Source organism: Streptococcus parasanguinis (assembly GCF_016648855.1).
Lineage (GTDB): Bacteria > Bacillota > Bacilli > Lactobacillales > Streptococcaceae > Streptococcus > Streptococcus parasanguinis_L.
This window is the reverse complement of record NZ_JACLQU010000004.1, coordinates 1-23,581: the sequence shown is the minus strand read 5'-3', so window position 1 is coordinate 23,581 and position 23,581 is coordinate 1. Positions and strand designations below refer to the sequence as shown.

26 protein-coding genes and 1 tRNA gene are annotated in these 23,581 nt (G+C 38.8%); 23 read left to right on the top strand and 4 right to left on the bottom strand.

Going from position 1 to position 23,581, the window contains the following annotated elements; all coding sequences use genetic code 11:
- Window positions 1-3 precede the first annotated feature (3 nt).
- Window positions 4-891 carry a helix-turn-helix domain-containing protein gene (locus H7T92_RS03740; protein ID WP_201037113.1) on the bottom strand — a complete coding sequence of 296 codons (888 nt, stop codon included), beginning with the start codon at window positions 889-891 and terminating at the stop codon, window positions 4-6.
- Window positions 892-1,230: 339 nt separating this feature from the next.
- Between H7T92_RS03740 and H7T92_RS03735 the strand changes: the two genes are divergently transcribed.
- From H7T92_RS03735 to H7T92_RS03655, 17 genes are all read left to right on the top strand, one after another.
- A complete protein-coding gene (locus H7T92_RS03735) occupies window positions 1,231-2,277 on the top strand; it encodes a DNA/RNA non-specific endonuclease (protein ID WP_201037112.1) in 1,047 nt (348 codons plus the stop codon).
- A gap of 202 nt (window positions 2,278-2,479) precedes the next feature.
- Window positions 2,480-4,228 carry a glycoside hydrolase family 13 protein gene (locus H7T92_RS03730; RefSeq protein WP_155125323.1) on the top strand — a complete coding sequence of 583 codons (1,749 nt, stop codon included), beginning with the start codon at window positions 2,480-2,482 and terminating at the stop codon, window positions 4,226-4,228.
- Between the two features lie 82 nt (window positions 4,229-4,310).
- The gene (locus H7T92_RS03725; protein ID WP_155125321.1) at window positions 4,311-4,850 is read left to right on the top strand and encodes an RDD family protein; all 540 of its coding nucleotides are present in this window, start codon (window positions 4,311-4,313) and stop codon (window positions 4,848-4,850) included.
- Between the two features lie 60 nt (window positions 4,851-4,910).
- Window positions 4,911-5,354, top strand: a complete 444-nt coding sequence (locus H7T92_RS03720) for an 8-oxo-dGTP diphosphatase (protein ID WP_155125320.1) — start codon at window positions 4,911-4,913, stop codon at window positions 5,352-5,354.
- 288 nt (window positions 5,355-5,642) lie between these two features.
- Window positions 5,643-5,954: a hypothetical protein gene (locus H7T92_RS03715; protein ID WP_155125319.1), complete on the top strand. Its 312-nt coding sequence runs from the start codon at window positions 5,643-5,645 to the stop codon at window positions 5,952-5,954.
- A gap of 191 nt (window positions 5,955-6,145) precedes the next feature.
- Window positions 6,146-6,922, top strand: a complete 777-nt coding sequence (locus H7T92_RS03710; RefSeq protein ID WP_201037110.1) for an Ltp family lipoprotein — start codon at window positions 6,146-6,148, stop codon at window positions 6,920-6,922.
- A 119-nt stretch (window positions 6,923-7,041) separates the two neighbouring features.
- Window positions 7,042-7,323 carry a hypothetical protein gene (locus H7T92_RS03705; protein ID WP_023917901.1) on the top strand — a complete coding sequence of 94 codons (282 nt, stop codon included), beginning with the start codon at window positions 7,042-7,044 and terminating at the stop codon, window positions 7,321-7,323.
- A gap of 173 nt (window positions 7,324-7,496) precedes the next feature.
- Window positions 7,497-8,159 carry a hypothetical protein gene (locus H7T92_RS03700; protein ID WP_023917903.1) on the top strand — a complete coding sequence of 221 codons (663 nt, stop codon included), beginning with the start codon at window positions 7,497-7,499 and terminating at the stop codon, window positions 8,157-8,159.
- A complete protein-coding gene (locus tag H7T92_RS03695) occupies window positions 8,152-9,216 on the top strand; it encodes a hypothetical protein (RefSeq protein WP_070505662.1) in 1,065 nt (354 codons plus the stop codon). Before H7T92_RS03700 ends, H7T92_RS03695 begins: the two co-directional genes overlap by 8 nt.
- An 8-nt stretch (window positions 9,217-9,224) precedes the next feature.
- The gene (locus H7T92_RS03690; RefSeq protein ID WP_023917906.1) at window positions 9,225-10,571 is read left to right on the top strand and encodes an AAA family ATPase; all 1,347 of its coding nucleotides are present in this window, start codon (window positions 9,225-9,227) and stop codon (window positions 10,569-10,571) included.
- Window positions 10,572-10,859: 288 nt separating this feature from the next.
- Window positions 10,860-11,747, top strand: a complete 888-nt coding sequence (locus H7T92_RS03685) for a DUF4300 family protein (protein WP_023917908.1) — start codon at window positions 10,860-10,862, stop codon at window positions 11,745-11,747.
- Between the two features lie 3 nt (window positions 11,748-11,750).
- Window positions 11,751-12,167 carry a hypothetical protein gene (locus tag H7T92_RS03680; protein ID WP_023917910.1) on the top strand — a complete coding sequence of 139 codons (417 nt, stop codon included), beginning with the start codon at window positions 11,751-11,753 and terminating at the stop codon, window positions 12,165-12,167.
- 22 nt (window positions 12,168-12,189) lie between these two features.
- Window positions 12,190-12,945: a CPBP family intramembrane glutamic endopeptidase gene (locus tag H7T92_RS03675; RefSeq protein WP_023917912.1), complete on the top strand. Its 756-nt coding sequence runs from the start codon at window positions 12,190-12,192 to the stop codon at window positions 12,943-12,945.
- Window positions 12,942-13,697, top strand: coding sequence for a CPBP family intramembrane glutamic endopeptidase (locus tag H7T92_RS03670; RefSeq protein ID WP_023917914.1), 756 nt, complete (start codon window positions 12,942-12,944; stop codon window positions 13,695-13,697). Before H7T92_RS03675 ends, H7T92_RS03670 begins: the two co-directional genes overlap by 4 nt.
- Window positions 13,698-13,854: 157 nt before the next feature.
- Window positions 13,855-14,526 (top strand): ankyrin repeat domain-containing protein, encoded by a 672-nt coding sequence (locus H7T92_RS03665; protein WP_021153074.1) that lies wholly within the window; start codon window positions 13,855-13,857, stop codon window positions 14,524-14,526.
- Window positions 14,527-14,712: 186 nt separating this feature from the next.
- Window positions 14,713-16,221, top strand: a complete 1,509-nt coding sequence (gene glpK, locus H7T92_RS03660; RefSeq protein ID WP_024056021.1) for a glycerol kinase GlpK — start codon at window positions 14,713-14,715, stop codon at window positions 16,219-16,221.
- A 484-nt stretch (window positions 16,222-16,705) separates the two neighbouring features.
- Window positions 16,706-17,470, top strand: a complete 765-nt coding sequence (locus H7T92_RS03655; protein ID WP_070594517.1) for a (S)-acetoin forming diacetyl reductase — start codon at window positions 16,706-16,708, stop codon at window positions 17,468-17,470.
- 115 nt (window positions 17,471-17,585) lie between these two features.
- On the opposite strand, the gene H7T92_RS03650 is transcribed toward H7T92_RS03655, so the two are convergent.
- From H7T92_RS03650 to H7T92_RS03640, 3 genes are all read right to left on the bottom strand, one after another.
- Window positions 17,586-17,828 (bottom strand): type B 50S ribosomal protein L31, encoded by a 243-nt coding sequence (locus H7T92_RS03650; RefSeq protein WP_003016441.1) that lies wholly within the window; start codon window positions 17,826-17,828, stop codon window positions 17,586-17,588.
- Between the two features lie 161 nt (window positions 17,829-17,989).
- Window positions 17,990-18,562: a lantibiotic ABC transporter permease gene (locus tag H7T92_RS03645; RefSeq protein ID WP_201037108.1), complete on the bottom strand. Its 573-nt coding sequence runs from the start codon at window positions 18,560-18,562 to the stop codon at window positions 17,990-17,992.
- 96 nt (window positions 18,563-18,658) lie between these two features.
- Window positions 18,659-19,603, bottom strand: a complete 945-nt coding sequence (locus tag H7T92_RS03640) for a DHH family phosphoesterase (protein ID WP_201037106.1) — start codon at window positions 19,601-19,603, stop codon at window positions 18,659-18,661.
- A gap of 76 nt (window positions 19,604-19,679) precedes the next feature.
- Here H7T92_RS03640 and H7T92_RS03635 point away from each other — a divergent pair, with 76 nt between their 5' ends.
- The 6 genes from H7T92_RS03635 to H7T92_RS03610 all read left to right on the top strand — a co-directional run bounded on the left by H7T92_RS03635 (window position 19,680) and on the right by H7T92_RS03610 (window position 23,164).
- A complete protein-coding gene (locus H7T92_RS03635; RefSeq protein WP_260314265.1) occupies window positions 19,680-20,426 on the top strand; it encodes a hypothetical protein in 747 nt (248 codons plus the stop codon).
- 162 nt (window positions 20,427-20,588) lie between these two features.
- Entirely contained in the window at window positions 20,589-21,032 is a 444-nt protein-coding gene (locus H7T92_RS03630; protein WP_201037104.1) for a flavodoxin, read from the top strand.
- A gap of 63 nt (window positions 21,033-21,095) precedes the next feature.
- Window positions 21,096-21,368, top strand: coding sequence for a chorismate mutase (locus H7T92_RS03625; protein WP_201037102.1), 273 nt, complete (start codon window positions 21,096-21,098; stop codon window positions 21,366-21,368).
- Between the two features lie 46 nt (window positions 21,369-21,414).
- Window positions 21,415-22,578, top strand: a complete 1,164-nt coding sequence (locus H7T92_RS03620; RefSeq protein ID WP_201037176.1) for a chloride channel protein — start codon at window positions 21,415-21,417, stop codon at window positions 22,576-22,578.
- 123 nt (window positions 22,579-22,701) lie between these two features.
- Complete coding sequence (gene rplS / locus H7T92_RS03615) at window positions 22,702-23,049, top strand: 50S ribosomal protein L19 (protein WP_021153086.1); 348 nt, start codon at window positions 22,702-22,704, stop codon at window positions 23,047-23,049.
- A 43-nt stretch (window positions 23,050-23,092) separates the two neighbouring features.
- Window positions 23,093-23,164: transfer RNA gene (locus tag H7T92_RS03610), tRNA-Arg, on the top strand.
- Window positions 23,165-23,581: the final 417 nt, after the last annotated feature.

Here is a 23,581-nt window from a genome sequence, read left to right as displayed (position 1 = left end):
TAGTTATCCTCTTTCTTCAGCTGTATAGATAACCAGTTCACTCTTAATACCATTTAATTCAATGATATTATCTGAATCGGGTGAATCGAATGGTTTAGTTTTTTGTCCATTTTTTTCATAATAAATGTTTGTACCAATCCCTTTGGTAATAGCTGTAAATAGGCTATTTTCAGGGATACGCATTCTAGATGTTGCTGAAATCTGGTTAATGTTAACTTCACCGTTTAATGAATGACATAATACTTCCATATCAAGATTACAGTTTATTTTTACTTTACCTGAAATATCTTCTAGGGCAATACGAGATGTCTTAACGTCAAGTTCGATATTGTCACATTCTAGGGAGTGAATTTCTACAGACTCTGCACGAACCGCACATTCAATGTGACTAATATAAGGAGTTGGGATTTGCACAAAGATACTGACAGTTTCTTTAGCCGTTGCCTCTGTTACACCATTATAACGTTTTACATCTACGTCAATTCTTTTTCTACTATCATCAATTTTTACTTTAAAATCATTTTGAAGTGTAGGAAGAAGGTTAGATACCAGACGAACTCGAATTTTTTCTCCGTTGTATCCAGACAATACAAACTTTTCTGCGCCTCCAAATTTCATATCATAGCTCTTGATCTTATCGATATCATACTCTGTGATACTCTCAAAAAGATATTCGCTCGTCTTAAGAGTAGTTCTTTCATTACAGATTAGCTCATCGATAGAGATGTTAAATAGGTTTGAGATGGATATCATATTTTCGATATCTGGAATTCCAGCACCAGTTTCCCACTTTGTTACAGCTTGTCTTGATACACCGATTTTTTCAGCTAAAAGTTCTTGTGACATCCCTACTTGTTTACGTATGGATTTTAATTTATCAGCAAATGTCATGTTGTATGACCTCCTCTATATTTTATGATGTAATTTGTCATAAAGTAGCAATATGACTGATTTTAGTATAGAATAAACGATGATTACAGCACAAGCAAGTAGAAGTTGCATTCTCATTTTTTTTGCTACTTTGCGTGGCATTTATCGTTTTAACGTTGATTTTTAGCATTATTTTAGTTATTTTACCATACATTCAAATAATAGAATTTAAAATAATATTTTGAAATCCCAGATAGTCTGGTAGTAATAAAAAATAGCATAAAATAATTTCTAAAAGCTATTTATTTGTAACTGTTTTTTTTGCTATAATAATACTAGATAGTAATACAGGAGTTTATCATGGTTACAAAACGGTTTTTGAAAAATGTTATTGTTGCGATCGTCTCGGTTTTTATCTCCTTGGTCTTTGTTCAAGGGGCTCAAGCTGAGCAAACTGGACTCGATTACCAGAGTCTTCATCTACTGCCTTTTAATGGCAATAAGCAGCTAGTACTGGGGGATTTTGATCATTTGGGTCGTGCGACCTCCGCTCATATTCAGCTGCAGGACAAGGATGAGCCAAAGAGAAAAAGAGAACCACGTCTCAGCTATAATCCGGTTGGCTGGCACAATTATAAGATTGCTTATGGAAACAAGGGAAAGAAGGCCTGGTTGTTCCATAGAGGGCATTTGATTGGCTATCAGTTTAGTGGTCTGACCAATGAAGGGAAAAATTTGGTTCCTCTAACTGCCTGGACCAATACAGGGAATTATAAAGGGACAGCGGATAGCAATGTGGAGGGCATGTTCTACTACGAGAAACGACTTGATAGCTGGCTAGCCACCCACCCAAATTACTGGTTAGACTACAAGGTGACTCCGGTCTATACTGGTGATGAATTAATTCCTCGGCAGGTGACCTTGCAATATGTAGGAATTGATCGAGATGGCAACCTTCTACCAATCAATTTAAGTAGTCCCAAAGAGTCAGTAGATGCTTATGGGATTACCACCGTTACCTTGGACAACTACTCTAAGAATGCGACCATTGACTATCTGAAGGGGACTGCCAAGCCATCTTTAGTGCCGACAGAACCTAGTAGTCAACCTCAACCTGCTAGTCCTTCTGTAGAGACGCAACCAAGTCAAGCCCCTCAACCGAGTCAGCCAGCAATGCCTGCACAGCCAGTTCAACCTGTAGAGCCTGCAGCACCAGTCCAACCTGTCGAGCCTGCAGAGCCAACTCCTCAACTAGCTCCAGTTGTTTATGTGGCCAGAAATGGGAGTGCGGATGTTTATTGGTATTCTAAAGATAGCATGCCACGAAATACCAACTTTGCGAAAGTAGTTGAAATGTCAGAAGAGCAAGCGCTAAGTCTTGGAAAGCGGCATACAAGTAAGGAATGACTATAAGTTATTTTGATAATGAGAAAGCCCAATTGTTGGGCTTTTTGTTTTGCAATACAATTATAAAAAGTGAGGAATCTGAAATTATCTCTCAGAATCTTGCAAACCTTTTCATAAAGTTGTATACTAATAAATGATTTTATGTAATCGTTTGCATAAAGTGGTAAATGATGAAAAGAGAGTATAGTAGGAGACGAGACAGATGGAATTAACAGCGATTTATCATCGGCCTGAATCGGAGTATGCCTATCTTTATAAGGACGGGCAGCTTCATATTCGCATCCGGACCAAGAAAGAAGATATCAAACGGATTGTCTTGCACTATGGGGATCCCTTTGTTTTTATAGAGGATCTTTATGAGGCAACTAAGGAAATGGACAAGGTGACGACAGACGACCTCTTTGATTATTGGCAAGTGTCGGTATCGGTTCGTCATGCACGGATCCAGTACCTCTTTGAATTAGAGGACACAGCGGGAGAGAAGATCTTGTACGGAGATCGAGGTGTGGCAGCCTACACCAAGGAGAACCTGGACTTTGTCATGAACGGCTTTAAGCTTCCTTTTATCCATGAGATTGATGGGTGTGCTGTTCCGGATTGGGTGGCGCAGACGGTTTGGTATCAGATTTTTCCTGAGCGCTTTGCCAATGGGAATCCAGCTATTTCGCCAAAAGGTGTTCGTCCTTGGGATGCCTCTATTGCTCCTCAAGTATTGGATTTCTTTGGTGGTGATTTGCAAGGGATCATCGATCATCTGGACTACTTGCAGGAGTTAGGGATCACAGGGCTCTATCTTTGCCCGATTTTTGAGTCTCCAAGTAACCACAAGTACGATACCATTGATTATTTTGAAATTGATCGACATTTTGGTGATAAGGAGACCTTCCGCCAGCTAGTGAAAGAGGCCCACGCGCGTGGGATGAAGATTATGCTGGATGCCGTCTTCAACCATATTGGTTATGATTCACCCCAATGGCAGGATGTGGTCAAATACGGGGAGGATTCGATTTACAAGGACTGGTTCCATATCAAAGAGTTCCCTGTCTCCTCAGAAAATCTGTGGAATAGTCGCGACTTGTCTTACCATGCTTTTGCCTTTGCGGGCTTTATGCCTAAGCTCAATACGGCTAATCCTGAGGTGAAGGCCTATCTCTTGAAGGTGGCGACTTACTGGATTGAAGAGTTTGATATTGATGCTTGGCGACTGGATGTGGCCAATGAAATCGACCATCAATTTTGGCGGGATTTCCGTAAGGCAGTCTTGGCCAAGAAACCAAACCTCTATATCCTTGGAGAAATCTGGCATTCGTCCCAACCTTGGCTCAATGGCGATGAGTTCCATGCGGTGATGAACTATCCCCTCTCTGAAAGTATCAAGGATTATTTCCTGCGGGGGCATAAGGAAACGCAACGCTTCATTTGGGAGATCAATAGCCAGTCCATGTACTATAGGCAACAAATCTCTGAGGTGATGTTTAACCTCTTGGACTCCCATGATACAGAGCGCATTTTGACGACGGCCAAAGGCGATCTTCAGTCTGTCAAGTCTGCTCTGGCCTTCCTCTATCTGCAACGAGGAACGCCCTGTATTTATTATGGAACGGAGCTAGCCCTCATCGGTGGTCCAGACCCAGATTGCCGCCGTGTCATGCCATGGGAGCGCGTGTCAGCGGACAATGACATGCTCAACTTTATGAAGGAATTGATCCAGCTCCGAAAAGAAGTAGCAGGCATGATTCAGTATGGTAAAGTGAGTCTGGAAGAAGTAGAGCTAGATATACTGGCAGTAGAATGGCGGTATGAAGGACAGCTCCTCAAAGCATATTTTAACCACTCCAAGAAAGACGTTGTCTTAGAAAGAGAACAAGCAGATCTGATCAGCCTTGGGAGCATCTCTGATGATCAATTGGTTATCCAACCAAATGGATTTGTTATTTATAGAGAAGATTAATAAGAAAGAAGACTGGAATTTAGGTATTTCAGTCTTTTTTTATAAATGGTTTCTTTATTCGTACCCTTATATTATAATGGAGATGAGAAAGGAGGAGCCGGCGATGAAGATGTTAGCAATCAATCCTATTTCGGTTAAAAAAAGAATGATAGAATTTCTATTTGATTATCTTTTCATTCTAACTTATTTAGTTTTTCTGTTTATAGGTTCGATGCTTATTTACATCATTTTTTTTAATGGTGTCCCAGAGTTTACAGAAATTCAGTCACAGTGGCTTGTATTTTTAACATCTATTTTGCCAATCACCCTCCTGTTTACATATTTGGATTATGCAAAAAATGGGAGCTTGGGGAAGGGAAAAGCGGGACTTGAGCTGGTCTACCAGAAAAAAACAGTGCAAGCTAGCTTAATCAGAAACACCATTAAATTTTTACCTTGGCAAATTGGTCATATGGGCACGATTCATGGTTTCTATAGTAATTTTGACGGATTATCCATTAGCCTCTCTATTTCGGCGACTCTCCTCGCAGTTTTGCTACTGGTAATGACGCTGTTTAGGAAAGATAAGAGGCATATAGGTGACCTGCTAGCCCATACGCAAGTGCAACTAAAAGAAGAATAGGGTAGAGATTGTTTATCCTATCCTTAAAGAAAAAGACAAACATAGTTAGGAAATATCTATATGAATGAAAACGTCGAGTTTACAAATCTTTGTATGGTAAGAGATGGCGATAGAGTTCTTGTTATTGATCGTAAAAAAGAGGACTGGCCAGGCATAACCTTTCCTGGAGGTCATGTCGAAGCGGGAGAATCATTTACGGAAGCAGTAATCCGTGAAGTGAAGGAAGAAACTGGCTTAAGGATTGCTTCTCCCCAGATTTGTGGAATGAAAGATTGGGTGGAAGATGGCATTCGTTATGTAGTTCACTTTTATAAGACAGAAAAGTTTGACGGAGACTTAAGATCCTCTGAAGAGGGGGAAGTCTGGTGGGAGGACCTGAAAGAATTGCCAAAACTAGACCTCTCCTTAGATATGGAGGATATGCTTCGTATTTTCCTTGAAGAAGACCTGTCTGAATTTTTCTACTACCAAGATGGAGAAGACTGGAAGTACGATTTAAAGTAAAATTGAACGCTGATTCTGAAAAAATAACCTGATCCAAGTGTAATAGAGCAAAGTCCCAAATTGAAGGTGATGAGTAACTTGGTCAAGAAATATGATCGGAATTGGGATAATAACTGTGTTAGATCTCACCATGATAGCATGCTTAGTCTATTAGAAACCGAGATAGAAAAACACAAATAAGTGTGGCTTACCCTTGGTCTATTTTTCAATTCGTTTAATTGTACTTTTACCTACATAGGTGTATAATGTGTCCCTAGGTAAAGAAAATAGTAGAATAAGGAGATTCATATGGAATTAAAAGATTTTACAGAAAAAGAACAAGAACAGATCAACCAAGGTTTGAGTACAGCTGATATTTCTGATAAAGAAGCAGCTAAGAAGTTGCTCGCTCTTGTCCCGCAGGAATGGATCAAACGAATTCCTTTCTTTGTCAGAGGGCATGCGACGACCAAGACTGTTGAGCGTGTAGCCAAGCAATACCCTGAACTCTATGCTGTGGCGAAACGTCAAGGGGATCTTCCTGAAAAAGAAGGAGAAGAGCTCCGCAAGATTATGACAGCTATCTTTGAAGAAAAGATGAACAAACACAAGATTAAATAATCCTTTATGATTTTTATCTCACAATTGAACGAGTGATTGCAGTTGAAATGCAGTCACTTTTTTATTTACTAGCCATAGAGACTTTTACACTAGTAAATAAAAATGAACAATATTTCATGATATAATACTAATGAAAGCAGTTCCAGAGGGATGAAAATTTCATTGGAGAAAAACAAGTAAAGGTAGTCATGATGAAAAAGTTTTTGATATTTATTTTTACAATTTTTGGATTATTTGCAGGAATGCTAGCTCTTATAGTAATTGATTATGAAATAAATTATAATAAATGGATAAATTCACGTTCAGGATCACAGTTGACTAATCCTGTACAAAAATACTCTTCTTCAAGTGATGGAAATAAGGATGATTTTGAATCATCAAAACAAGAATACGCTACTTCAAGTTCTAGTACGCAGAATTATGATTATAAAAAATACTCTTCTTCAAGTGATAGAAAAAATAAGGAAGATTTAGAATCATTAATGAATATGTTTATGAAAGGACTATTTCCTCCAACTTTACTATATCCAGAATATACAAGGGCATATGAAGAAGCTAAATCTTGGTCAAAAAAGCATTTATCGCAGCAGCAAATTAAAATATATCTTACTAAGTATGACAGGTATTCAGAGGATGCTACTCAGTACGCTTTAAATAAGCTTAATGTAGACTGGAAAGAGCAAGCACTTTTAAAAGCAAAATCATATCAAGAGTTTCATTATTCGAAAGAAAAATTAGTTGAGCAACTTATAAATATTGAAAAATTTACTCAAGAAGAGGCTGATTATGCCATAGAACAAGGTAATTTCGATTGGAAAGAGGAAGCTGTGAAAAAAGCGGAATTTTATGCAAACGGTGGTAAGATTACGAAAGAAAAGTTATTAGAAAAACTTGTTGTATATAGAAAATTTACTCAAGAAGAAGCTGAGTATGCAATAGAACATGCAAAAATAGATTGGGATAACTAAAATATAAGAGTGATATGTTTTTATCTAAATGTTATTCCATTACAATCAAATTTATCAACAAACACATTTTTAACTTTTAGAACTATACAGAAAAAGAACAAGAACAAATCAATCGAGGTTTGAGCACAGCTGAGATTTCTGATAAGGAAGCGGCGAAGAAGTTGCTCGCTCTTGGCCCGCAAGAATGGATCAAGCGTATTCCTTTCTTTGTCAGAGGGCATGCGACAACAAAGACGATCGAACGTGTGGCTATGCGCTATCCTGAACTCTATGCCGTGGCCAAGCGTCAAAGAGACCTTCCTGAAAAAGAACGGGAGGAATTGCGTGTCATCATGACGGAAGTCTTTGAAGAAAAGATGAACAAACACAAGATTAAAAAATCTTATATAATACTTTGTTAATTTTTTATCACACAATTGAACGAGTGATTGTAGTTGAAATATTGCAGTCGCTTTTTTGTTTACTAGTATGAAGACTTTTACACTAGTAAATAAAAATGAACAATATTTCATGATATAATACTAATTAAAGTAGTTCAAGAGGAATAAAGTGTTTCATTGAAAAAGAGGTTATTATGGATTACAGAGAAATTATAAAAGAATGTGTGATTGAACTTGAGTCAAAATCATTTCTTTATTTAAAAGATACACTGATTGCTGATTATTTTGACTTTAAATTTATCCAAGATGGCTCAATCACAAGAGAGATTTTAGCAGAGAAAATTACTGACTATTTTGAAAAGGTTGAGTTAAAAAATAATAAAAAATTTGAAAAAATACTAGAATTCTATTTTAATCATTTAGAAAATTTCGTTGCAAAAAGAGTACCAGAAAAAACAACCAGAAAGAATAAGGATATAACGTCTGTTATAGTTCCAAGGACTAAAAGATATTTTGAAAAAGCTAAACAATTAAGAGCTTTAAAGTTTAATAATGTGAGACAAATAATAGATTATAATAGAATTTTGATGTGCCTTCTTGTAGAGATTGTAAAACAAAATAATAAAGAGGTTACCAATTTTGATTTTTCAACCAGGTGTCTTGATGAAATGATCATAATTCCATGTATGGAAAGTATATTAGAAGAAGATTTATTTTCAATTTTTAATAAAAAAAGTCAAGGAATCATAAAGGATAAAGGGTTCTATAGTTTCGAAGTTTGTTCATTAATTCTGTCCATTATATTTCTTAACAAGATCAAAGATGCAAGAATTATAGGAGAGTACAGTAATGAATAAAACACTAGTAATTGATTATTTGAAACAATTTAATCAGTTTAAAAACGATAAAGGAATTATTGAAATAGTTGTTAGAGGGCAAAAAAATAGAATCAAAGCATTTCAAAAAGTTGCATTAAGTGATATTGTACAAAAGGGAAATAAAGAGATTAGTGAAAAAGCAATTGGAGTTTTTAATAAAAATTTTTCCAATATGCTTAATGATCAAATGAATATATCTCAAATTACCATGCATAATATCCAACAACTTGCATCGGTAAGTAAATTAGGGATTGTGATGAATGGTTTAAACTTAGCAGCCACGAGTGCTGGATTCGCTATTATGTATGAAAAACTTGATAATATTAGCTCAGAGATGAAGCTTCAATTTGATGAATTAAAAAATGTAGTCAAACAGGAGCATGATGTTCGTGCTATTTATGAATTTGAAAAAGTTCTAGGTGAGTATACCGATATGCTTGATTGCAGACGTCGTCAACAGCCATATTCTGAAGAACAAATGCGTTTTTTAGTTCAAAAACTATACACTGCTTTAAAATTACTAACAGACTTATTTAGAAAAGACATTGCATCAAATAATCATCTACTAATCGTTTCCATCTTTTCACTTCTTTCAATGTTTACTGTTGCTTTAAAATATTTTGATGAGCAATATTATTTTAATAATCATAATATTCTAATAGATACAGATGTTTGGCATTCGTCACATGATAAATGGATGAGCATCTATAATGAATTAACTGAAGAGTGGTTTATAGAGAAATTGCAGGATTACGCTGTATTTGAGACGGATTTAGATACTATTGGCGTCGATATATATTATACTGAACTAATTGATAGAGTTAATGAAGCTTTTCAGGAAGTTGTCGATAATCAGGAATTGATTAAGTGTGTAGGAGAAATTCATGTTTTGGAGGCTATCCGTGAAAACAGTACAAGAGAAATGAAAGAACTGATAGATGAAACTATTAGAGATACCTTTAAAGATCAAGATAGTAAAGAAATATCAGATATCTACAAGAATGTAATAAAACAAGCAGAGCTTCTTTTGGTGTGAGGAAACCTATGAATATTGATATTAAAAATTCCCTTGATAGCTTATTATTCATCTGTAATACAATCAAGACATCTTCAAAAGATATAGAAGATATAGATAGGATGATGATAGAAGATATTTTATCTTTTATTCATTACATTTCTAGTGAGGATTCAGAAGAAAGAATATCTCTTTTTAAAATTACATATCTAAACACTTCATACTCTGACCTTTATCCGAAAGTTCAAGAGATAGAAACACCTAGATTTTTTAAATTACTTTTTAATCTTAGTAAAGAAATAAGTAGTAATAGGGTTTCACATATTGAGTCATTATTTATTTCAACAATCTATGAAATTGGAAAGTACTACTCTTTAAATAAACAAGATGAAAATACTGTTGATAAAGAAAAATTTATGAATTATTTAAAGATGCTTAAAGAGTACACTGAGTTAAATAAAGAATCTCAAAATATTGCTTTTGAAAATTTAGATAATAGTATAATAAAAAATGAAGAAATACATAATAAGACATCAATTGATGGTAATAAAAAAGATGACGATCAAGAAGAATCTTTGGAGGATTTATTAAATGAACTGAATGAATTGATCGGTCTAGCAGGTGTAAAAGAAGAGGTGAGCTCTTTAGTAAATATATTAAAAATTAATAAATTAAGAGAAAGTAGAGGGTTTAAGGTACCCCAAGTTTCTAAGCATTTAGTTTTTTTGGGAAATCCTGGGACAGGCAAAACAACAGTTGCAAGACTACTTTCAAAAATTTATAAAAAATTGGGTGTGTTAGAAAAAGGACAATTAGTTGAAGTTGATAGATCTGGTTTAGTAGCAGGATATGTTGGACAAACTGCAATTAAGACTCAGGAGAAAATTAATGAAGCTATGGGAGGAGTACTATTTATTGATGAAGCCTATACTTTGGCTAAAGGAGAAAATGATTTTGGACAAGAATCTATTGATACACTTTTAAAAGCCATGGAGGACCAGCGTGAAGATTTTGTTGTAATTGTTGCGGGTTATTCAGAGCCCATGAATAGATTTTTAGAATCAAATCCAGGTTTAAAATCTCGATTCAATAAAAGTATTACATTTGAAGATTATTCACCAAATGAACTTCTAGATATTTTTGAGTTGTTCTGTAAATTAAATGATATGAGATTGTCTAGCGACGCAAGGGATTATTTAACACAATACCTTAGCAAATTAAGTAATGAAAAAAGTGAGAACTTTGCAAATGGTAGAGAAATGAGAAATCTTTTTGAGAAGGCTTTTACCAACCAAGCGAATCGATTGTCACAATATAATGATATTTCTGATGAAGAATTAAATATTATAAAGTCTGAAGATATTATTGTTCATTAAGAATGATCTTCATATACTATTGTTTTTATTGAAAAATTAAGCTTGTTTGACATAAAAAAGATAATATTAGTTTTCTGAATTCCAGAATTCTAATATTGTCTTTTTTCTTATTAGAGTAGATCGCCAACTTTTCATCAGTCAATAACACCGCAGCTATTTTAATGCTAGCATTCTCAGTGTAAAAGTAAAATGTTTTTTCTTTCTGTTTCAATCTGTTTCTTGTTATAATGAACTTAAGAAACTTTAAAATAAATGATTCTTACAACAATCATTAGAAGGAACCATTTTATGAAACCATCTAAAAAAATCATGCTCCTTACTAGCTGTGCCTTGGCGATCTTTGCTTTAGCGGCTTGTGGTAGCAACCAAAAGCAATCCAAGGAAAAGCAGGCAAGTTCTACTGTGCAGAAATCTAGTTCGGATAAGGAGCGCTACAAGGGCACCTACAGCAACCTCAATAGCAAGGCAAGTGTCGAAGAAGTGCGGAGTCTTTTGTCTGCTTATTTGGATCAGGACAGTGTAGACAAGTTTTTGGGTCTAGTAACGGATTACGATAGCATTGTTGGCTCGGTCGGCTTGACGGGTGACTTCAGCAAGTTTAAGAAAACAGACTACAATGTTGAGAAGATCAGTGACTTGTGGACCAAGAAAAAGGGCGATTTCGTCGGGACCAACTGCCGGATCAATAGCTATACTCTTCTGAAGAACCGCATTGAGATTCCTAAGATGAAAGCGGATAGTGAACTCTTGTTCGTGGACAATGATGCCATTGACAAAGGAAAAGTTTTCGATGAGGCAGACAAGGAAGCCTTTAACATTCTCTATTCACGGGTTCCGACAGAAGCAACAACGGATGTCAAGGTCCATGCCAAGAAGATGGAAGAGTATTTTTCTCATTTCAAGTTCAATGAAAATGCCCGCATGCTTTCCGTTATCGTTCATGACAACCTAGATGGAAACACACTTTTTGTCGGGCACGTCGGTGTCTTGGTTCCTGCTAAGGACGGCTATCTATTTGTCGAAAAGCTAACCTTCGAAGAGCCCTACCAAGCCATTAAGTTTGCGACCAAGGAAGATGTCTACAAATACTTGGAGACCAAGTACCAAGACTACACAGGCGAAGGTCTGGCTAAACCCTTTATCATGGATAATGAAAAATGGGTTGAGATGAAGTAGAGGATGAAAGACGGCGTGTTAGAATTTAGAAAGATAATGGAGTATGCTCCGATTCTATATGTGCTCATTTTCTTGCTCGTTTTCACTGTTTTCCTTTTCCTGAGAAGAAGGGCAATTGTGAGACGTAGTGGAGGTCCCTTCTTTGCTCCTTTCCACATTAGCCGTGGAATCTTCTATATCCATGTCGCTCTGTGTTTCAGTCGTCGCAGGATCCCGCTGAAAGAGATCAAGCAAATCACCTATGCAATTTTTCGTGGACGATCTGGGGGTGGGGCTCGCTATGCTTTTTATATCGAGCTTAGAAATGGAAAGACCATTCCCTTCTTTTTTGGAAAAAGTAAGCGGAATGAAGAGCTAGTGGAGAAGCTCAAACGAAATGCAGGCAGGTATGGGTTTAAGGTAGATAGCACTGGTAATTAATTGAAAGAAAAAGGAATCACGAATGAGTAGAAAGCAAGCCCTTTCCATGTATTTGATAGGGACCTTTGGTCAAGTATTAGGAGTTAGCCTTCTGGTGTGGTTTTTAAGAGCAGGAGGAGTCAAGGTTGATTTTACATCATCATTTGGGATCATCGCTATTATTGTAGGTGGCTTGTCATCAGCTTTGTGGGGCAGTCTTGCAAGCATTAGTTACCATCAATCTAGTTTCAAACAAGTTTTAAAAGATTTTTTTCAAGTCAAAGACAGTTTGGCAAATTATTGCTTGGTGCTCGTTTTCTTGTTGCTTGACTTTTTCCCATTTATCTTAGGTGGTAAGATCACCACTCAATCGTTGGTCTTGCCAGTAGTGCTCTTTTTCAAGGCTCTTCTTTTTGGTGGAGTTGAAGAAATTGGCTGGCGTTATTTCTTTCAACCAACTTTGCAGGAAAAAATACCTTATTTTTCAGCTACTTTGATCACCTTTTTAGCTTGGTCTAGTTGGCATCTACTATACTTTTATATCGACGGTTCTTTAGCTGTCATTCAATTGTTTCCGTTTCTAGTAGGTTTGCTAATTAACTGCTTTATCTTATCGGCCTTGTATCATAAAACGCAAAATTTATGGATTTGTGTCATGACCCATGCCTGTATCAATTCCTTGTCTCAGATTCTAGTGAATGAAGAGGTATGGCTATCTATCGTCAGTAAAATTCTTATTATTAGTTTAGCAATCTGGATTGCAAGAAAGAAGTATGTAACTGTAAAGGAAGAAAAATGAGCAAATTTATTTCAAAACAATCAGTCGCTATCTGGTATGCATTGACTGCCCTCCTTGCTACATTTCTAGTAGGGCAAGTGATCCTTTGGTTTTTCCCAGATGGGAGGAGTATGGGGACCTCACTACTGTTTATCCTAATGAACTTGATTCCCCTGATTGTGGCGGCTGTCTTTTCTCTGGTGTTGAGGGAAGTCAACTCCTTGGGTGAATTTTTCAAAAAGGTCTTTCTTCAAAAAGAAAGTTCCCTATCTTGGATCCTAGCTTTCTTCATCCCCGTCATCTATTATGGGATTTCCATCCTGCTTATGAACGTTCGCTTTACTGGGAACTCCCTCTTGGCCTTCTTCATTTATTTCCCCTGGACCTTTTTATATGGAGGTCTGGAAGAAGTAGGCTGGCGTTGGTTTTTACAAGATCATCTTTCCTTTCGTAATCACTTTATACCTAAAATGATGGTTCTTTCCATTGTCTGGTTCCTCTGGCATATTCCTATCTATCAACTCCCATGGATTACAGCAGGTTCGTCCAACTATCTCATCTTTTACCTGATGATTTTAGGGAATACTTTCCTATTTGGAGCGCTCAAGGAGTACTCGAAAGGAGCTGTCCCTTGTATCCTCGCTCATATGCTGATCGATAGTCTAGCTGTCCTCATGCTGGTTCAGAGCTCGCTTCCTCAGATTATCCTTCTGGTTAGTTTCGAAATCCTAGTAGCCTCTTGGCTGGTGGCTGCACGAAAATCAGAGAATTAGAGTTGTATCTTTTTTGGTGGGAGTCTGTCATCTTTAGCCTTTAGGACTTCAATGTAGAGTCCATAAAATGGTATAATCAGTTTAAAGAAGAACCTAGCGATAGGATCAAAGTATCAACATAGTGTTATTTTTATCTATAATGAGAGGGGGAAAGACCATGCAAAAAACCTTTCAGTTGTTGAGAAGAGGAGATCTAGAGGCCGTCCGTCAGATATTGGATAAAAAGCCTGAAGAAGTTAATGCTGTTTCGGGTGACAAACCTAAAAGAGATCAGGGACAGTCGCTCCTTCAAGTCGCTATCAAATCGGGACATTTAGATATTGCAGACTTACTTATTGATAGAGGAGCAGATCTTAACTTTATTGAAGAGCCGACAGAGCTGAATCCATTTTGTCAACCAGTCCTCCAAACAGCGGGTGGACGAGCTGTATTTGACTGCCGGCGCATGATCAAACTCTGGAATGGCCAATATGAGATGTATTCGTCTAAGGAAAAGGCTGACCGATCTTTCAAGGTTTTCGAGAAAATGTTGGAGCTTGGGGCTGATATATCTCAGAAGGACAGCCATGGTGGGACTTTGTTGCAAACTATTTTAATTGAAACCAAGGAAGTGTTGCCATCTTATTATTGGAAAACAAAAGAAACAAGCGATAATGTCCTCATAACGGATGAATTGCGTCATGATTTAAATCGTATTTATGATCTATTAATTCGTTACGGTGTGACTGCTGACGAAATAGCTGTCTATCAGAACATTCCTCTCAAAGAACTTTATCAAGACAGTCCGACCATGGAGTTTTTAAATCGGTTAGATCAAAGCAAATCTTGATAAGCATTTGAACTACTAGTTAAAAGAGTCTCAGTGCTCTTTTAACTTTGTCTGATAGAGCTAGAAGCAGTAGAAAATGTTAGACCGGATTTTCTTAAAAAAATGGATACAAATCCATGATGAAATAGAGTATACTAGTTTATGAAAGAACAAGATTTTTAAGTATCGAATTCAGGAGGGCAGTTTATGTCTCAAGAAACTTTCATTATGGCGATTGACCAGGGAACCACTAGTTCGCGGGCCATCATTTTTAACAAAAAAGGCGAGCAAGTTAGCTCTAGCCAAAAGGAATTCACTCAGATTTTTCCGCAGGCTGGTTGGGTGGAGCACAATGCCAATGAGATTTGGAACTCTGTTCAGTCGGTGATCGCTGAAGTCTTTATTGAAAGTGGCATCAAGCCCAATCAAATCGAGGCGATCGGTATTACCAATCAACGGGAAACGACAGTTGTTTGGGATAAGAATACGGGTCTTCCCATTTACAATGCTATTGTCTGGCAATCACGGCAAACTGCTCCACTAGCTGAAGAGCTCAAAAACCAAGGCTATGTAGAAACCTTCCACCAAAAGACAGGTTTGGTCATCGATGCCTACTTTTCAGCAACTAAAGTTCGTTGGATTTTGGATCATGTTAAAGGAGCACAAGAGCGTGCGGAGAAGGGCGAATTACTTTTTGGGACCATTGATACTTGGTTGGTCTGGAAGCTGACGGATGGAGCAGCCCACGTGACTGACTATTCCAATGCTGCGCGGACCATGCTTTACAATATCAAGGAACTGAAATGGGACGATGAGATTTTGGAAATTCTCAACATTCCTAAAGCCATGCTTCCTGAGGTGCGTTCAAACTCTGAAATCTATGGTAAGACAGCGCCTTTCCATTTCTACGGTGGACAAGTTCCGATTGCAGGGATGGCGGGAGACCAGCAGGCTGCTCTCTTTGGTCAATTAGCCTTTGAACCTGGGATGGTCAAAAATACTTATGGAACTGGATCTTTCATCATTATGAATACGGGTGAGGAGATGCAGTTATCAGAAAATAACCTGCTGACGACGATTGGTTATGGGATCAATGACAAGGTCTACTATGCCCTTGAAGGATCTATCTTTATCGCTGGAAGTGCCATTCAATGGCTCCGCGATGGCTTGCGTATGATTGACAGTTCTCCTGAATCTGAGATCTATGCTCTGAAGTCCCAGAACCAGGATGAAATCTATGTGGTGCCTGCCTTTACTGGTCTTGGAGCACCATACTGGAACCAAGAGGCGCGTGGTTCTGTCTTTGGGCTGACCCGGGGAACGACCAAGGAAGACTTTATCAAAGCAACCCTTCAATCCATTGCCTACCAAGTACGCGATATCATCGACACCATGCAGGTAGATGCTAAAACCTCTATCCCAGTCCTAAAAGTTGATGGAGGGGCAGCGAAAAATGATTATTTAATGCAGTTTCAGGCAGATATTCTTGGAATTGCAATTGCCCGCGCGAAAAACTTGGAAACAACTGCTTTAGGAGCGGCCTTCCTAGCAGGTCTGACCGTAGGCTATTGGAAGGACTTGGAAGAATTAAAATCTCTGCATGGAGCAGCTCAAATCTTTGAACCCAAGATGGATGAATCTCGTAAGGAAGAGCTGTACAAGGGGTGGAAGAAAGCAGTCAAAGCCACTCAAGTATTTGCGGAGTCAGATGACTAAAGGGATCAATCAAACGAATAGTTTATGAGAGAGAGTGGGACAGAAATCGGTAATTCGTTAGAATTCGATTTCGTCGTCCCACCTCCGCACAGTTGAGTAGGGCTGTAAAAGCTGATGAAATCAGCGTAGTAGAGCCCACTCAACCACTGCGTCTTGATCGACAATTCAAAGACAATTGAGAGGCTAGGACTTTTGTCCCACTCTCTTTTTATGTAGGGTTTACAGAATAGAACAGTTAACAGTTTTGGCTAAAAGCCATACTCTATTTCACGCTTTCGTTCACTTATCACTAAATAAAAATATCATATAAATAAACTATTTTTTTCAAAAAACAGGCTAGAGTTTGAAATATTTTTCACAAAAGAGTATACTGTTAGCATAGTTTTGTCGGATATTTATAATAGACCCCATCAAAACTAGTTGTCAACCCTTGCTGTTCTGATAGGAACGTTTGCTGGTATCATTGATACCAAGGAGGAATCATATGTCTAAAGTAGCTATTGTCACAGGTGCTGGTCAAGGAATCGGTTTTGCAATCGCAAAACGCTTGGTGCAAGATGGCTTCAAGGTCGGAGTATTGGACTACAATGCTGAAACAGCTGAAAAAGCAGTTGCTGAGTTGTCAGCAGATAATGCTTTTGCAGTCGTAGCTGATGTGTCTAAAAAAGAAGAAGTGGCTGCAGCTTTCCAAAAGGTAGTTGACCATTTTGGAGATTTGAATGTTGTCGTAAACAATGCAGGTGTTGCGCCAACTACACCACTTGATACGATTACAGAAGAACAATTTACACGTACATTTGCTATTAACGTTGGTGGCGTGATTTGGGGTGCACAAGCAGCTCAAGCTCAGTTCAAAGCACTCGGTCATGGTGGGAAGATCATCAATGCGACTTCACAAGCAGGGGTTGTCGGAAATCCAAACTTGACTATTTATGGTGGGACCAAGTTTGCTGTTCGTGGGATTACGCAAACCTTGGCGCGTGACTTGGCGGATTCAGGAATCACTGTCAATGCTTATGCACCAGGTATCGTTAAGACTCCAATGATGTTTGACATTGCTCATGAAGTTGGTAAGAACGCGGGCAAAGACGACGAATGGGGTATGCAAACATTCGCTAAAGATATCACTTTGAAACGTCTTTCAGAACCAGAAGATGTAGCAGCAGCGGTTAGCTTCCTTGCTGGACCTGACTCAAACTACATCACAGGTCAAACCATTATCGTGGATGGTGGAATGCAGTTCCATTAAGATAAAAAACAGAGGTTGGGATCAACATCCTAACCTCTTATTTTGTGCGTTCACAATAAAAGAAACAGAGATCAAAAAAACCACTCCCGAAAGGGAAGTGGTTCTGTGTTGGTTCTTATTTGAGACCGTATTTTTTGTTGAAACGATCCACACGTCCATCTGCTTGAGTGAACTTTTGACGTCCAGTGTAGAATGGGTGTGAGTCTGATGAAATTTCAACACGGATCAATGGGTAAGTTTCACCTTCGAATTCAACTGTTTCGCTAGAGTACTTAGTTGAACCGCTGAGGAACTTGTAACCAGTAGTAGTGTCCATGAAGACAACAGGGCGATATTCTGGATGGATATCTTTTTTCATTTTGCAATATTTCCTTTCTGCCATGGTCTCTTTCCGAGCCATAGATTGTTACTAAGCTAGTTTACCAAATTTCCAGGATCTTGACAAGTATTTTCACTAATTTTATTTAAATTAATGATCAAAAAAATCACCCTGGCTAAGCCAAGGTGAATCTAATCTTATTATTGTTCAGATTGATTTGGATCTTTTGGTGCTTCAACTGGTTGATCAGCTTGTCCCTCAGTGTGTTCGTGTGTTTCTTTTTTGATTTCATTTACAGCAGTTTTTACAGTAGAAGTTGTCACGCGTCCAACAGATTGGGCAAATCCTTTACCAGATTCAGCAAGTTCTTCGAATGTTCCTTTAGTGATTTTACCACCTGACATCGCCAAGAGACCAGTCACAACAATAGCGATGCTTGCAATCAAAGTAAGGATTAACCCAAAGCCGATTGAAACCAATCCACCTAACTCAGAGGTAAACTCACTTCCATTGAAGGTTGCAAGCAATGAAACCATTGTAGAAATAAAACCTGCAACAATGATGATAGTTGAAAAAGTTTTATTTAAAGGGGTATTGATGTTATTCAAGCAGGCAAGAACGATAGAGGCAATAGAAAAGACGATTACAATCCATCCGCTATTTTGGATTCCAGAAATGCTAATAACTCCAAAGACAGTGGTATACCATGGCAAGAAAGTACCAAGAATTGCTACCGCAGCAGAGATAATGATAAACAATCTATTTTTTTCCATAATAGGTCTCCTTAAAAATTGTATTAGCTTTATTTTACCATAAGAAGGGGTAAATGAAAACCCCGTGACCAAGATAAAAAGGCTGAGAAACCGTTCTCAGCCTTCGTTCGTGCGCGCCACTTCTTGTAGCTCTTTGTAGATTTGGTCATTTTCTTCAAGAGAGTAGGAGTTGGCTCCACTGGCTAATGGATGGCCACCACCATTATGACGTTTAGCAATCTCATTGATCACTTTTCGTTTGCTCCGCATCCGGACACGGAAGTGACCGTCTGCCTGCTCGACAAAGATAGCCCAAACAGATACGGTATCGATGCGTCCAGGAGCTCCGACAATTGCAGCAGTCTCTGAATCACGTAGATCGAATTTCTTCAAGAGCTCTTGTGTCAAGGTAACACGTGCAGCACCATGTTCATCGATCTCAAGATGGTCATAGACATAGCCTTGAAGCTTAGCTGTTTTGAGATTGATCGTATCCATCTGCCGAGCAAGTGCTGTAAAATCAAAGGGAATACTTCGAAGAAAGGCAGCAATCTCAAAAGTCCGAGTCGAAGTGGCAGGATAAAGGAAGCGACCTGTATCGCCGACAATCCCAGCATAGAGAAGACGCGCAGCACATACAGGAAGTTCAAGATCCAATTCCTTAGCAAAAAGTGCAATCAACTCACTGGTAGAGCTAGACTCAGTATCGACCCAGAGCAGATCGCCATAAGCATCGTCATTTGGGTGGTGGTCGATCTTGATCAGGAAATCACCAGACGTATAGCGCTTGTCATCGATGCGGGGAGTATTGGCCGTATCACAGACAATCACCAAAGCTCCATTATAATCCTCATCGCTGACAGTATCCATCTCAGCAAGCCAAGTCAAGGTCGGTTCATCATAGCCAGTTGCCAAGACCCGCTTTTGAGGGAAGTGCGCACGCAGGAGATCCCGCAAGCCCACCTGGCTACCAATCGCATCCGGATCCGGATTTTGATGACGGTGGATAATAATCGTGTCATAAGCTTGAATTTTTTCAAGAATTTCATTCATTACGTTCATACATTACCTCATTTTCTCTGTCAATTTTAACATAAGAAAGGCCCATCCAGCAAGCATTTATCACTAATTAGGAGCTATGGAAGCGGTTTTACATAAGTTCAATATTTTGGTAGAATGGATGGATATGATGAAAGAAGTTAAAATGAGACGATTCAGTTCGAAAGTCTTTCTAGTTGCTTTGTCTCTAGTAGTTGTTGCTGGTGTTTTCATAGCATTCCGCAGAGGCAAGATTCAAGAAAATTCAAAATCGATATTAGAACAAAAGCGGTTTATTGTTGTGGATAGAGCGGAATATGAAAATTCTTATCGATTTAATTTTGAGAATGGCTATGATTTAAAGAGTAATAATTTTTATAGTATAACTCAGGTAGTTGAAAAAAATGGGAAGATGTATGATGGTAGTTCAGATGAAAAGCCTGATGACAGATATCATTTATTCTTATACCAAAATGTCACTTCCGCAATTCTGAATTTAAAGGTTTCAAAAGATGAGATCGAACAATCAAACTTTATCATTGAGCGAGATCCGAAATCTCTAATCACAAAATCACTAGTGAAAGGAAAAATGACACCTGAATTTGAGGCTAGAGTTTTAGATAAAACTGACCAATTTTCCAAAGTTCGGATCACCTATAATCAAGATTATTTACCGATCAAACTTGAATGGTATTTTAAAGGGAAAGATGGGTTGAAGTGGTATACCTGGAGCCGTTTTTCATATCCCTATCAAACTGAATCTGAATTTAATAAAAAACTAGATGAAGAAATCCAGCGTATTAAAGATATTGAAGAGGAGTATGAGTTGGAGGCGAAGAACGGATAATAATTGAACTCTTAAAGCAATTCAAGAATAAAACGAGGGTGATTAGGTTGAATCGATCCAATTTCTTGAAACGTGTCCCTTCTTTCACCTTATCGGGAAAGGTTTCGTGCAAAATGCTTGAAAAAGTGGTATAATACGGGAAATAGCTTTTGGGAGGAAATTATGACTGTAGCGAAGATTGTTTTTGCTAGTATGACTGGAAATACTGAAGAAATTGCTGATATCGTAGCGGACAAATTCCGTGATCTTGGTGTCGAAGTAGATGTGGATGAGTGTACAACTGTGGATGCGGAGGACTTCCTTGATACGGATATCGCAGTAGTAGCGACTTATACATACGGCGATGGAGAGCTTCCAGATGAGATCCAAGATTTCTACGAAGATTTGGCTGGCCTTGATCTCAAAGGCAAACTTTACGGTGTTGTAGGATCAGGTGATACCTTCTACGATGAATTCTGTAAAGCAGTTGATGATTTCGACCGTTGCTTCGCTGCGACTGGTGCTGAAAAAGGTTCTGAGTGTGTCAAAGTTGATTTGTCTGCAGAAGACGAAGACATTGAAAAATTAGAAGCCTTTGCGGAAGAACTCGTAGCCAAAGCAAATTAATGACAAAGAGGCTGGATTGATGGATTACAGCCTCGATTTATATCCAAAATAAAGAGGAGACACATGGATTTAGATCAGATTCGTAAGGACATTGACCAGATCGATCAAGAGCTTGTAGCCTTGTTGGAAAAACGGATGGTTTGTGTCAGTCAGATTATAGAATATAAGGAGCAGCAGGGCCTACCTGTGCTCGACCAAGGAAGGGAAAGAGAGGTGCTAGAGAAAGTCGGATCTCTTGTGACAGATGAGCAGTATCGTGCGACCATTCAAGGCCAGTTTCAAGATTTAATGGCGCGTTCTAGAGACTACCAAGAGGAGGTGAGGGCGCGTGACTAGTCTATCTATCAAGCAAAAAGCACAACAGTATGTGGTCCTAACAGGGATGGCCCTCTTCATCGGTCTCTTGGTCGGTGCCATTGACATGATTTTTGGTCAAGGATTGCTCCTGATCGGAGATTTCCGAAGCCAGCATTGGCCCTTGATTCTTTTCCTGGCTTTAGCAGGGCTTGTCATCGTTTATCTTTATAAACGTTTTGGTGGGAAGGCTTCAAAAGGGATGGGATTGATCTTTGATGTCGGGCATGCGCGTGAGGAGAAAATCCCCTTGGTCTTAGTGCCTTTGATCATGCTGACGACCTGGATGAGCCACCTCTTCGGTGGTTCGGTCGGTCGGGAAGGCGTAGCGGTCCAGATCGGAGCAACCCTTTCGCATCGTTTTGCCCGTTATTTCCAGTTTCCAGATGCTTCGCGTATCTTTCTCATGACCGGGATGGCAGCCGGTTTTGCGGGGCTCTTTCAGACGCCACTAGCAGCAACCTTCTTTGCCCTGGAAGTCTTGACAGTTGGGGAGTTGCAGTTGATGGCTCTCTATCCAGCGCTCATCGCCTCGATCGTGGCGAGCTTTACCTCTCATGCTCTTGGCTTGGAGAAGTTTGCTGTGCCACTCAAGGAAACGCTGAGCTGGACACCAGAGACCTTGATCAAAGTCGCCCTTCTTGGCTTGGCGTTTGGCCTCGCTGGGAAGCTCTTTGCATTTAGCCTTTCCTGGTTGAAAAAAACAGTCGCGAAAGTACTGCCTAATCCGTATATTCGAATCTCGGTCATTGGGGCTGGACTCAGCTTGATCCTCTTGACTTTCCAGCTGACAAAGGTCGGCTCTTATAGCGGACTCGGAACCAATCTGATTGATGTGGCTTTTCATCAGGGTAGTGCGCAGAGTTATGACTGGATCCTCAAGCTCCTCTTTACCGTGGTGACCATCTCGGCTGGATACCAAGGAGGAGAAGTGACACCGCTCTTTGCGATCGGAGCTACACTTGGCGTCTTTCTCGCTCCTCTGCTGGGCTTACCCGTCTTAGTGGTGGCTGCTATCGGTTATGCCAGTGTCTTTGGCAGTGCGACCACGACCTTGCTCGCACCGATCTTGATCGGAGGAGAAGTCTTTGGCTATGGCAATCTTCCTTTCTTTGTGATCACTTGTGCCATCGCCTATTGTCTACCAAAAGAGTGGAGCATTTATTCCGGCCAAAAAGTTTCAAAAAAGTAGAGAAAAGAGCTTTACAAACCTGAAAATATCTGATATGATAGTTTCTGTGCGTAATGGAAGCACAAAAATACAGTTTATCCGCTGAGGGAGGTCCCTCAAGATTGACGAAGATAGGAGAATAAAATGAATCCATTAATCCAAAGCTTGACTGAAGGTCAACTTCGTACTGATATCCCTGCATTCCGTCCTGGTGACACTGTTCGTGTACACGCGAAAGTTGTCGAAGGATCTCGTGAACGTATCCAGATCTTTGAAGGCGTTGTTATCGCTCGTAAAGGTCAAGGACACACTGAAATGTACACTGTTCGTAAAATCTCTAACGGTGTCGGTGTTGAACGTACATTCCCAGTACACACTCCACGTGTAGACAAGATTGAAGTTGTACGTTACGGTAAAGTACGTCGTGCGAAATTGTACTACCTTCGTGCATTGCAAGGTAAAGCAGCTCGTATTAAAGAAATCCGTCGTTAAGACGAACAAGGAGGCGGGAGTGATCTCGCTTCTTTTTTTATCGGTCCCCTTAGTTCAATGGATATAACAACTCCCTCCTAAGGAGTAGTTGCTGGTTCGATTCCGGCAGGGGACATGAACTTTTTATCATGTGGTTTTTCTGATTGAATAGAAATTCCTCTTTTGAGACTTTCCATAGGTGAGGACGGACGTCAGCGAACTAAAACTAAAAATTTATGTACAATTGACTAAACTAGAGCTAAACCATTGATACAACTGAATTAGAAGCATAAAGTACATTCTTTAAAAAGTGTACTTTATTTTGTTTTGTACATTATTCTGGAGTGGTATTTTGTATATTTTATAGTTCATCATATTATCAAATCTAAGAAATTGATTTGTACATTTTTTTCAATGATAATCAAGGTATAATAAAAAAATTAAAGTTCGAATTCTGAAACTACTTTCATATATAAAAAATTGAATCTAAATTGCTGTAGGCCTATAATAAAGATAGGGATAAAAAGAAATCTTCCTAGAAAGGAGTATACTG

What these genes read in the sequence shown, in the direction of transcription:
- H7T92_RS03620 (WP_201037176.1), top strand. Translation starts at nt 21,415, where the DNA reads ATGGCCCTCTTCATCGGTCTCTTGGTCGGTGCCATTGACATGATTTTT.
- H7T92_RS03655 (WP_070594517.1), top strand. Translation starts at nt 16,706, where the DNA reads ATGTCTAAAGTAGCTATTGTCACAGGTGCTGGTCAAGGAATCGGTTTT.
- H7T92_RS03680 (WP_023917910.1), top strand. Translation starts at nt 11,751, where the DNA reads ATGAAAGACGGCGTGTTAGAATTTAGAAAGATAATGGAGTATGCTCCG.
- H7T92_RS03670 (WP_023917914.1), top strand. Translation starts at nt 12,942, where the DNA reads ATGAGCAAATTTATTTCAAAACAATCAGTCGCTATCTGGTATGCATTG.
- H7T92_RS03625 (WP_201037102.1), top strand. Translation starts at nt 21,096, where the DNA reads ATGGATTTAGATCAGATTCGTAAGGACATTGACCAGATCGATCAAGAG.
- H7T92_RS03690 (WP_023917906.1), top strand. Translation starts at nt 9,225, where the DNA reads ATGAATATTGATATTAAAAATTCCCTTGATAGCTTATTATTCATCTGT.
- H7T92_RS03735 (WP_201037112.1), top strand. Translation starts at nt 1,231, where the DNA reads ATGGTTACAAAACGGTTTTTGAAAAATGTTATTGTTGCGATCGTCTCG.
- H7T92_RS03720 (WP_155125320.1), top strand. Translation starts at nt 4,911, where the DNA reads ATGAATGAAAACGTCGAGTTTACAAATCTTTGTATGGTAAGAGATGGC.
- H7T92_RS03635 (WP_260314265.1), top strand. Translation starts at nt 19,680, where the DNA reads ATGGAAGCGGTTTTACATAAGTTCAATATTTTGGTAGAATGGATGGAT.
- H7T92_RS03630 (WP_201037104.1), top strand. Translation starts at nt 20,589, where the DNA reads ATGACTGTAGCGAAGATTGTTTTTGCTAGTATGACTGGAAATACTGAA.
- H7T92_RS03645 (WP_201037108.1), bottom strand. Translation starts at nt 18,562, where the DNA reads ATGGAAAAAAATAGATTGTTTATCATTATCTCTGCTGCGGTAGCAATT.
- H7T92_RS03665 (WP_021153074.1), top strand. Translation starts at nt 13,855, where the DNA reads ATGCAAAAAACCTTTCAGTTGTTGAGAAGAGGAGATCTAGAGGCCGTC.
- H7T92_RS03685 (WP_023917908.1), top strand. Translation starts at nt 10,860, where the DNA reads ATGAAACCATCTAAAAAAATCATGCTCCTTACTAGCTGTGCCTTGGCG.
- H7T92_RS03710 (WP_201037110.1), top strand. Translation starts at nt 6,146, where the DNA reads ATGAAAAAGTTTTTGATATTTATTTTTACAATTTTTGGATTATTTGCA.
- H7T92_RS03650 (WP_003016441.1), bottom strand. Translation starts at nt 17,828, where the DNA reads ATGAAAAAAGATATCCATCCAGAATATCGCCCTGTTGTCTTCATGGAC.
- H7T92_RS03715 (WP_155125319.1), top strand. Translation starts at nt 5,643, where the DNA reads ATGGAATTAAAAGATTTTACAGAAAAAGAACAAGAACAGATCAACCAA.
- glpK (WP_024056021.1), top strand. Translation starts at nt 14,713, where the DNA reads ATGTCTCAAGAAACTTTCATTATGGCGATTGACCAGGGAACCACTAGT.
- H7T92_RS03730 (WP_155125323.1), top strand. Translation starts at nt 2,480, where the DNA reads ATGGAATTAACAGCGATTTATCATCGGCCTGAATCGGAGTATGCCTAT.
- H7T92_RS03700 (WP_023917903.1), top strand. Translation starts at nt 7,497, where the DNA reads ATGGATTACAGAGAAATTATAAAAGAATGTGTGATTGAACTTGAGTCA.
- H7T92_RS03725 (WP_155125321.1), top strand. Translation starts at nt 4,311, where the DNA reads ATGAGAAAGGAGGAGCCGGCGATGAAGATGTTAGCAATCAATCCTATT.
- H7T92_RS03740 (WP_201037113.1), bottom strand. Translation starts at nt 891, where the DNA reads ATGACATTTGCTGATAAATTAAAATCCATACGTAAACAAGTAGGGATG.
- H7T92_RS03695 (WP_070505662.1), top strand. Translation starts at nt 8,152, where the DNA reads ATGAATAAAACACTAGTAATTGATTATTTGAAACAATTTAATCAGTTT.
- rplS (WP_021153086.1), top strand. Translation starts at nt 22,702, where the DNA reads ATGAATCCATTAATCCAAAGCTTGACTGAAGGTCAACTTCGTACTGAT.
- H7T92_RS03675 (WP_023917912.1), top strand. Translation starts at nt 12,190, where the DNA reads ATGAGTAGAAAGCAAGCCCTTTCCATGTATTTGATAGGGACCTTTGGT.
- H7T92_RS03640 (WP_201037106.1), bottom strand. Translation starts at nt 19,603, where the DNA reads ATGAACGTAATGAATGAAATTCTTGAAAAAATTCAAGCTTATGACACG.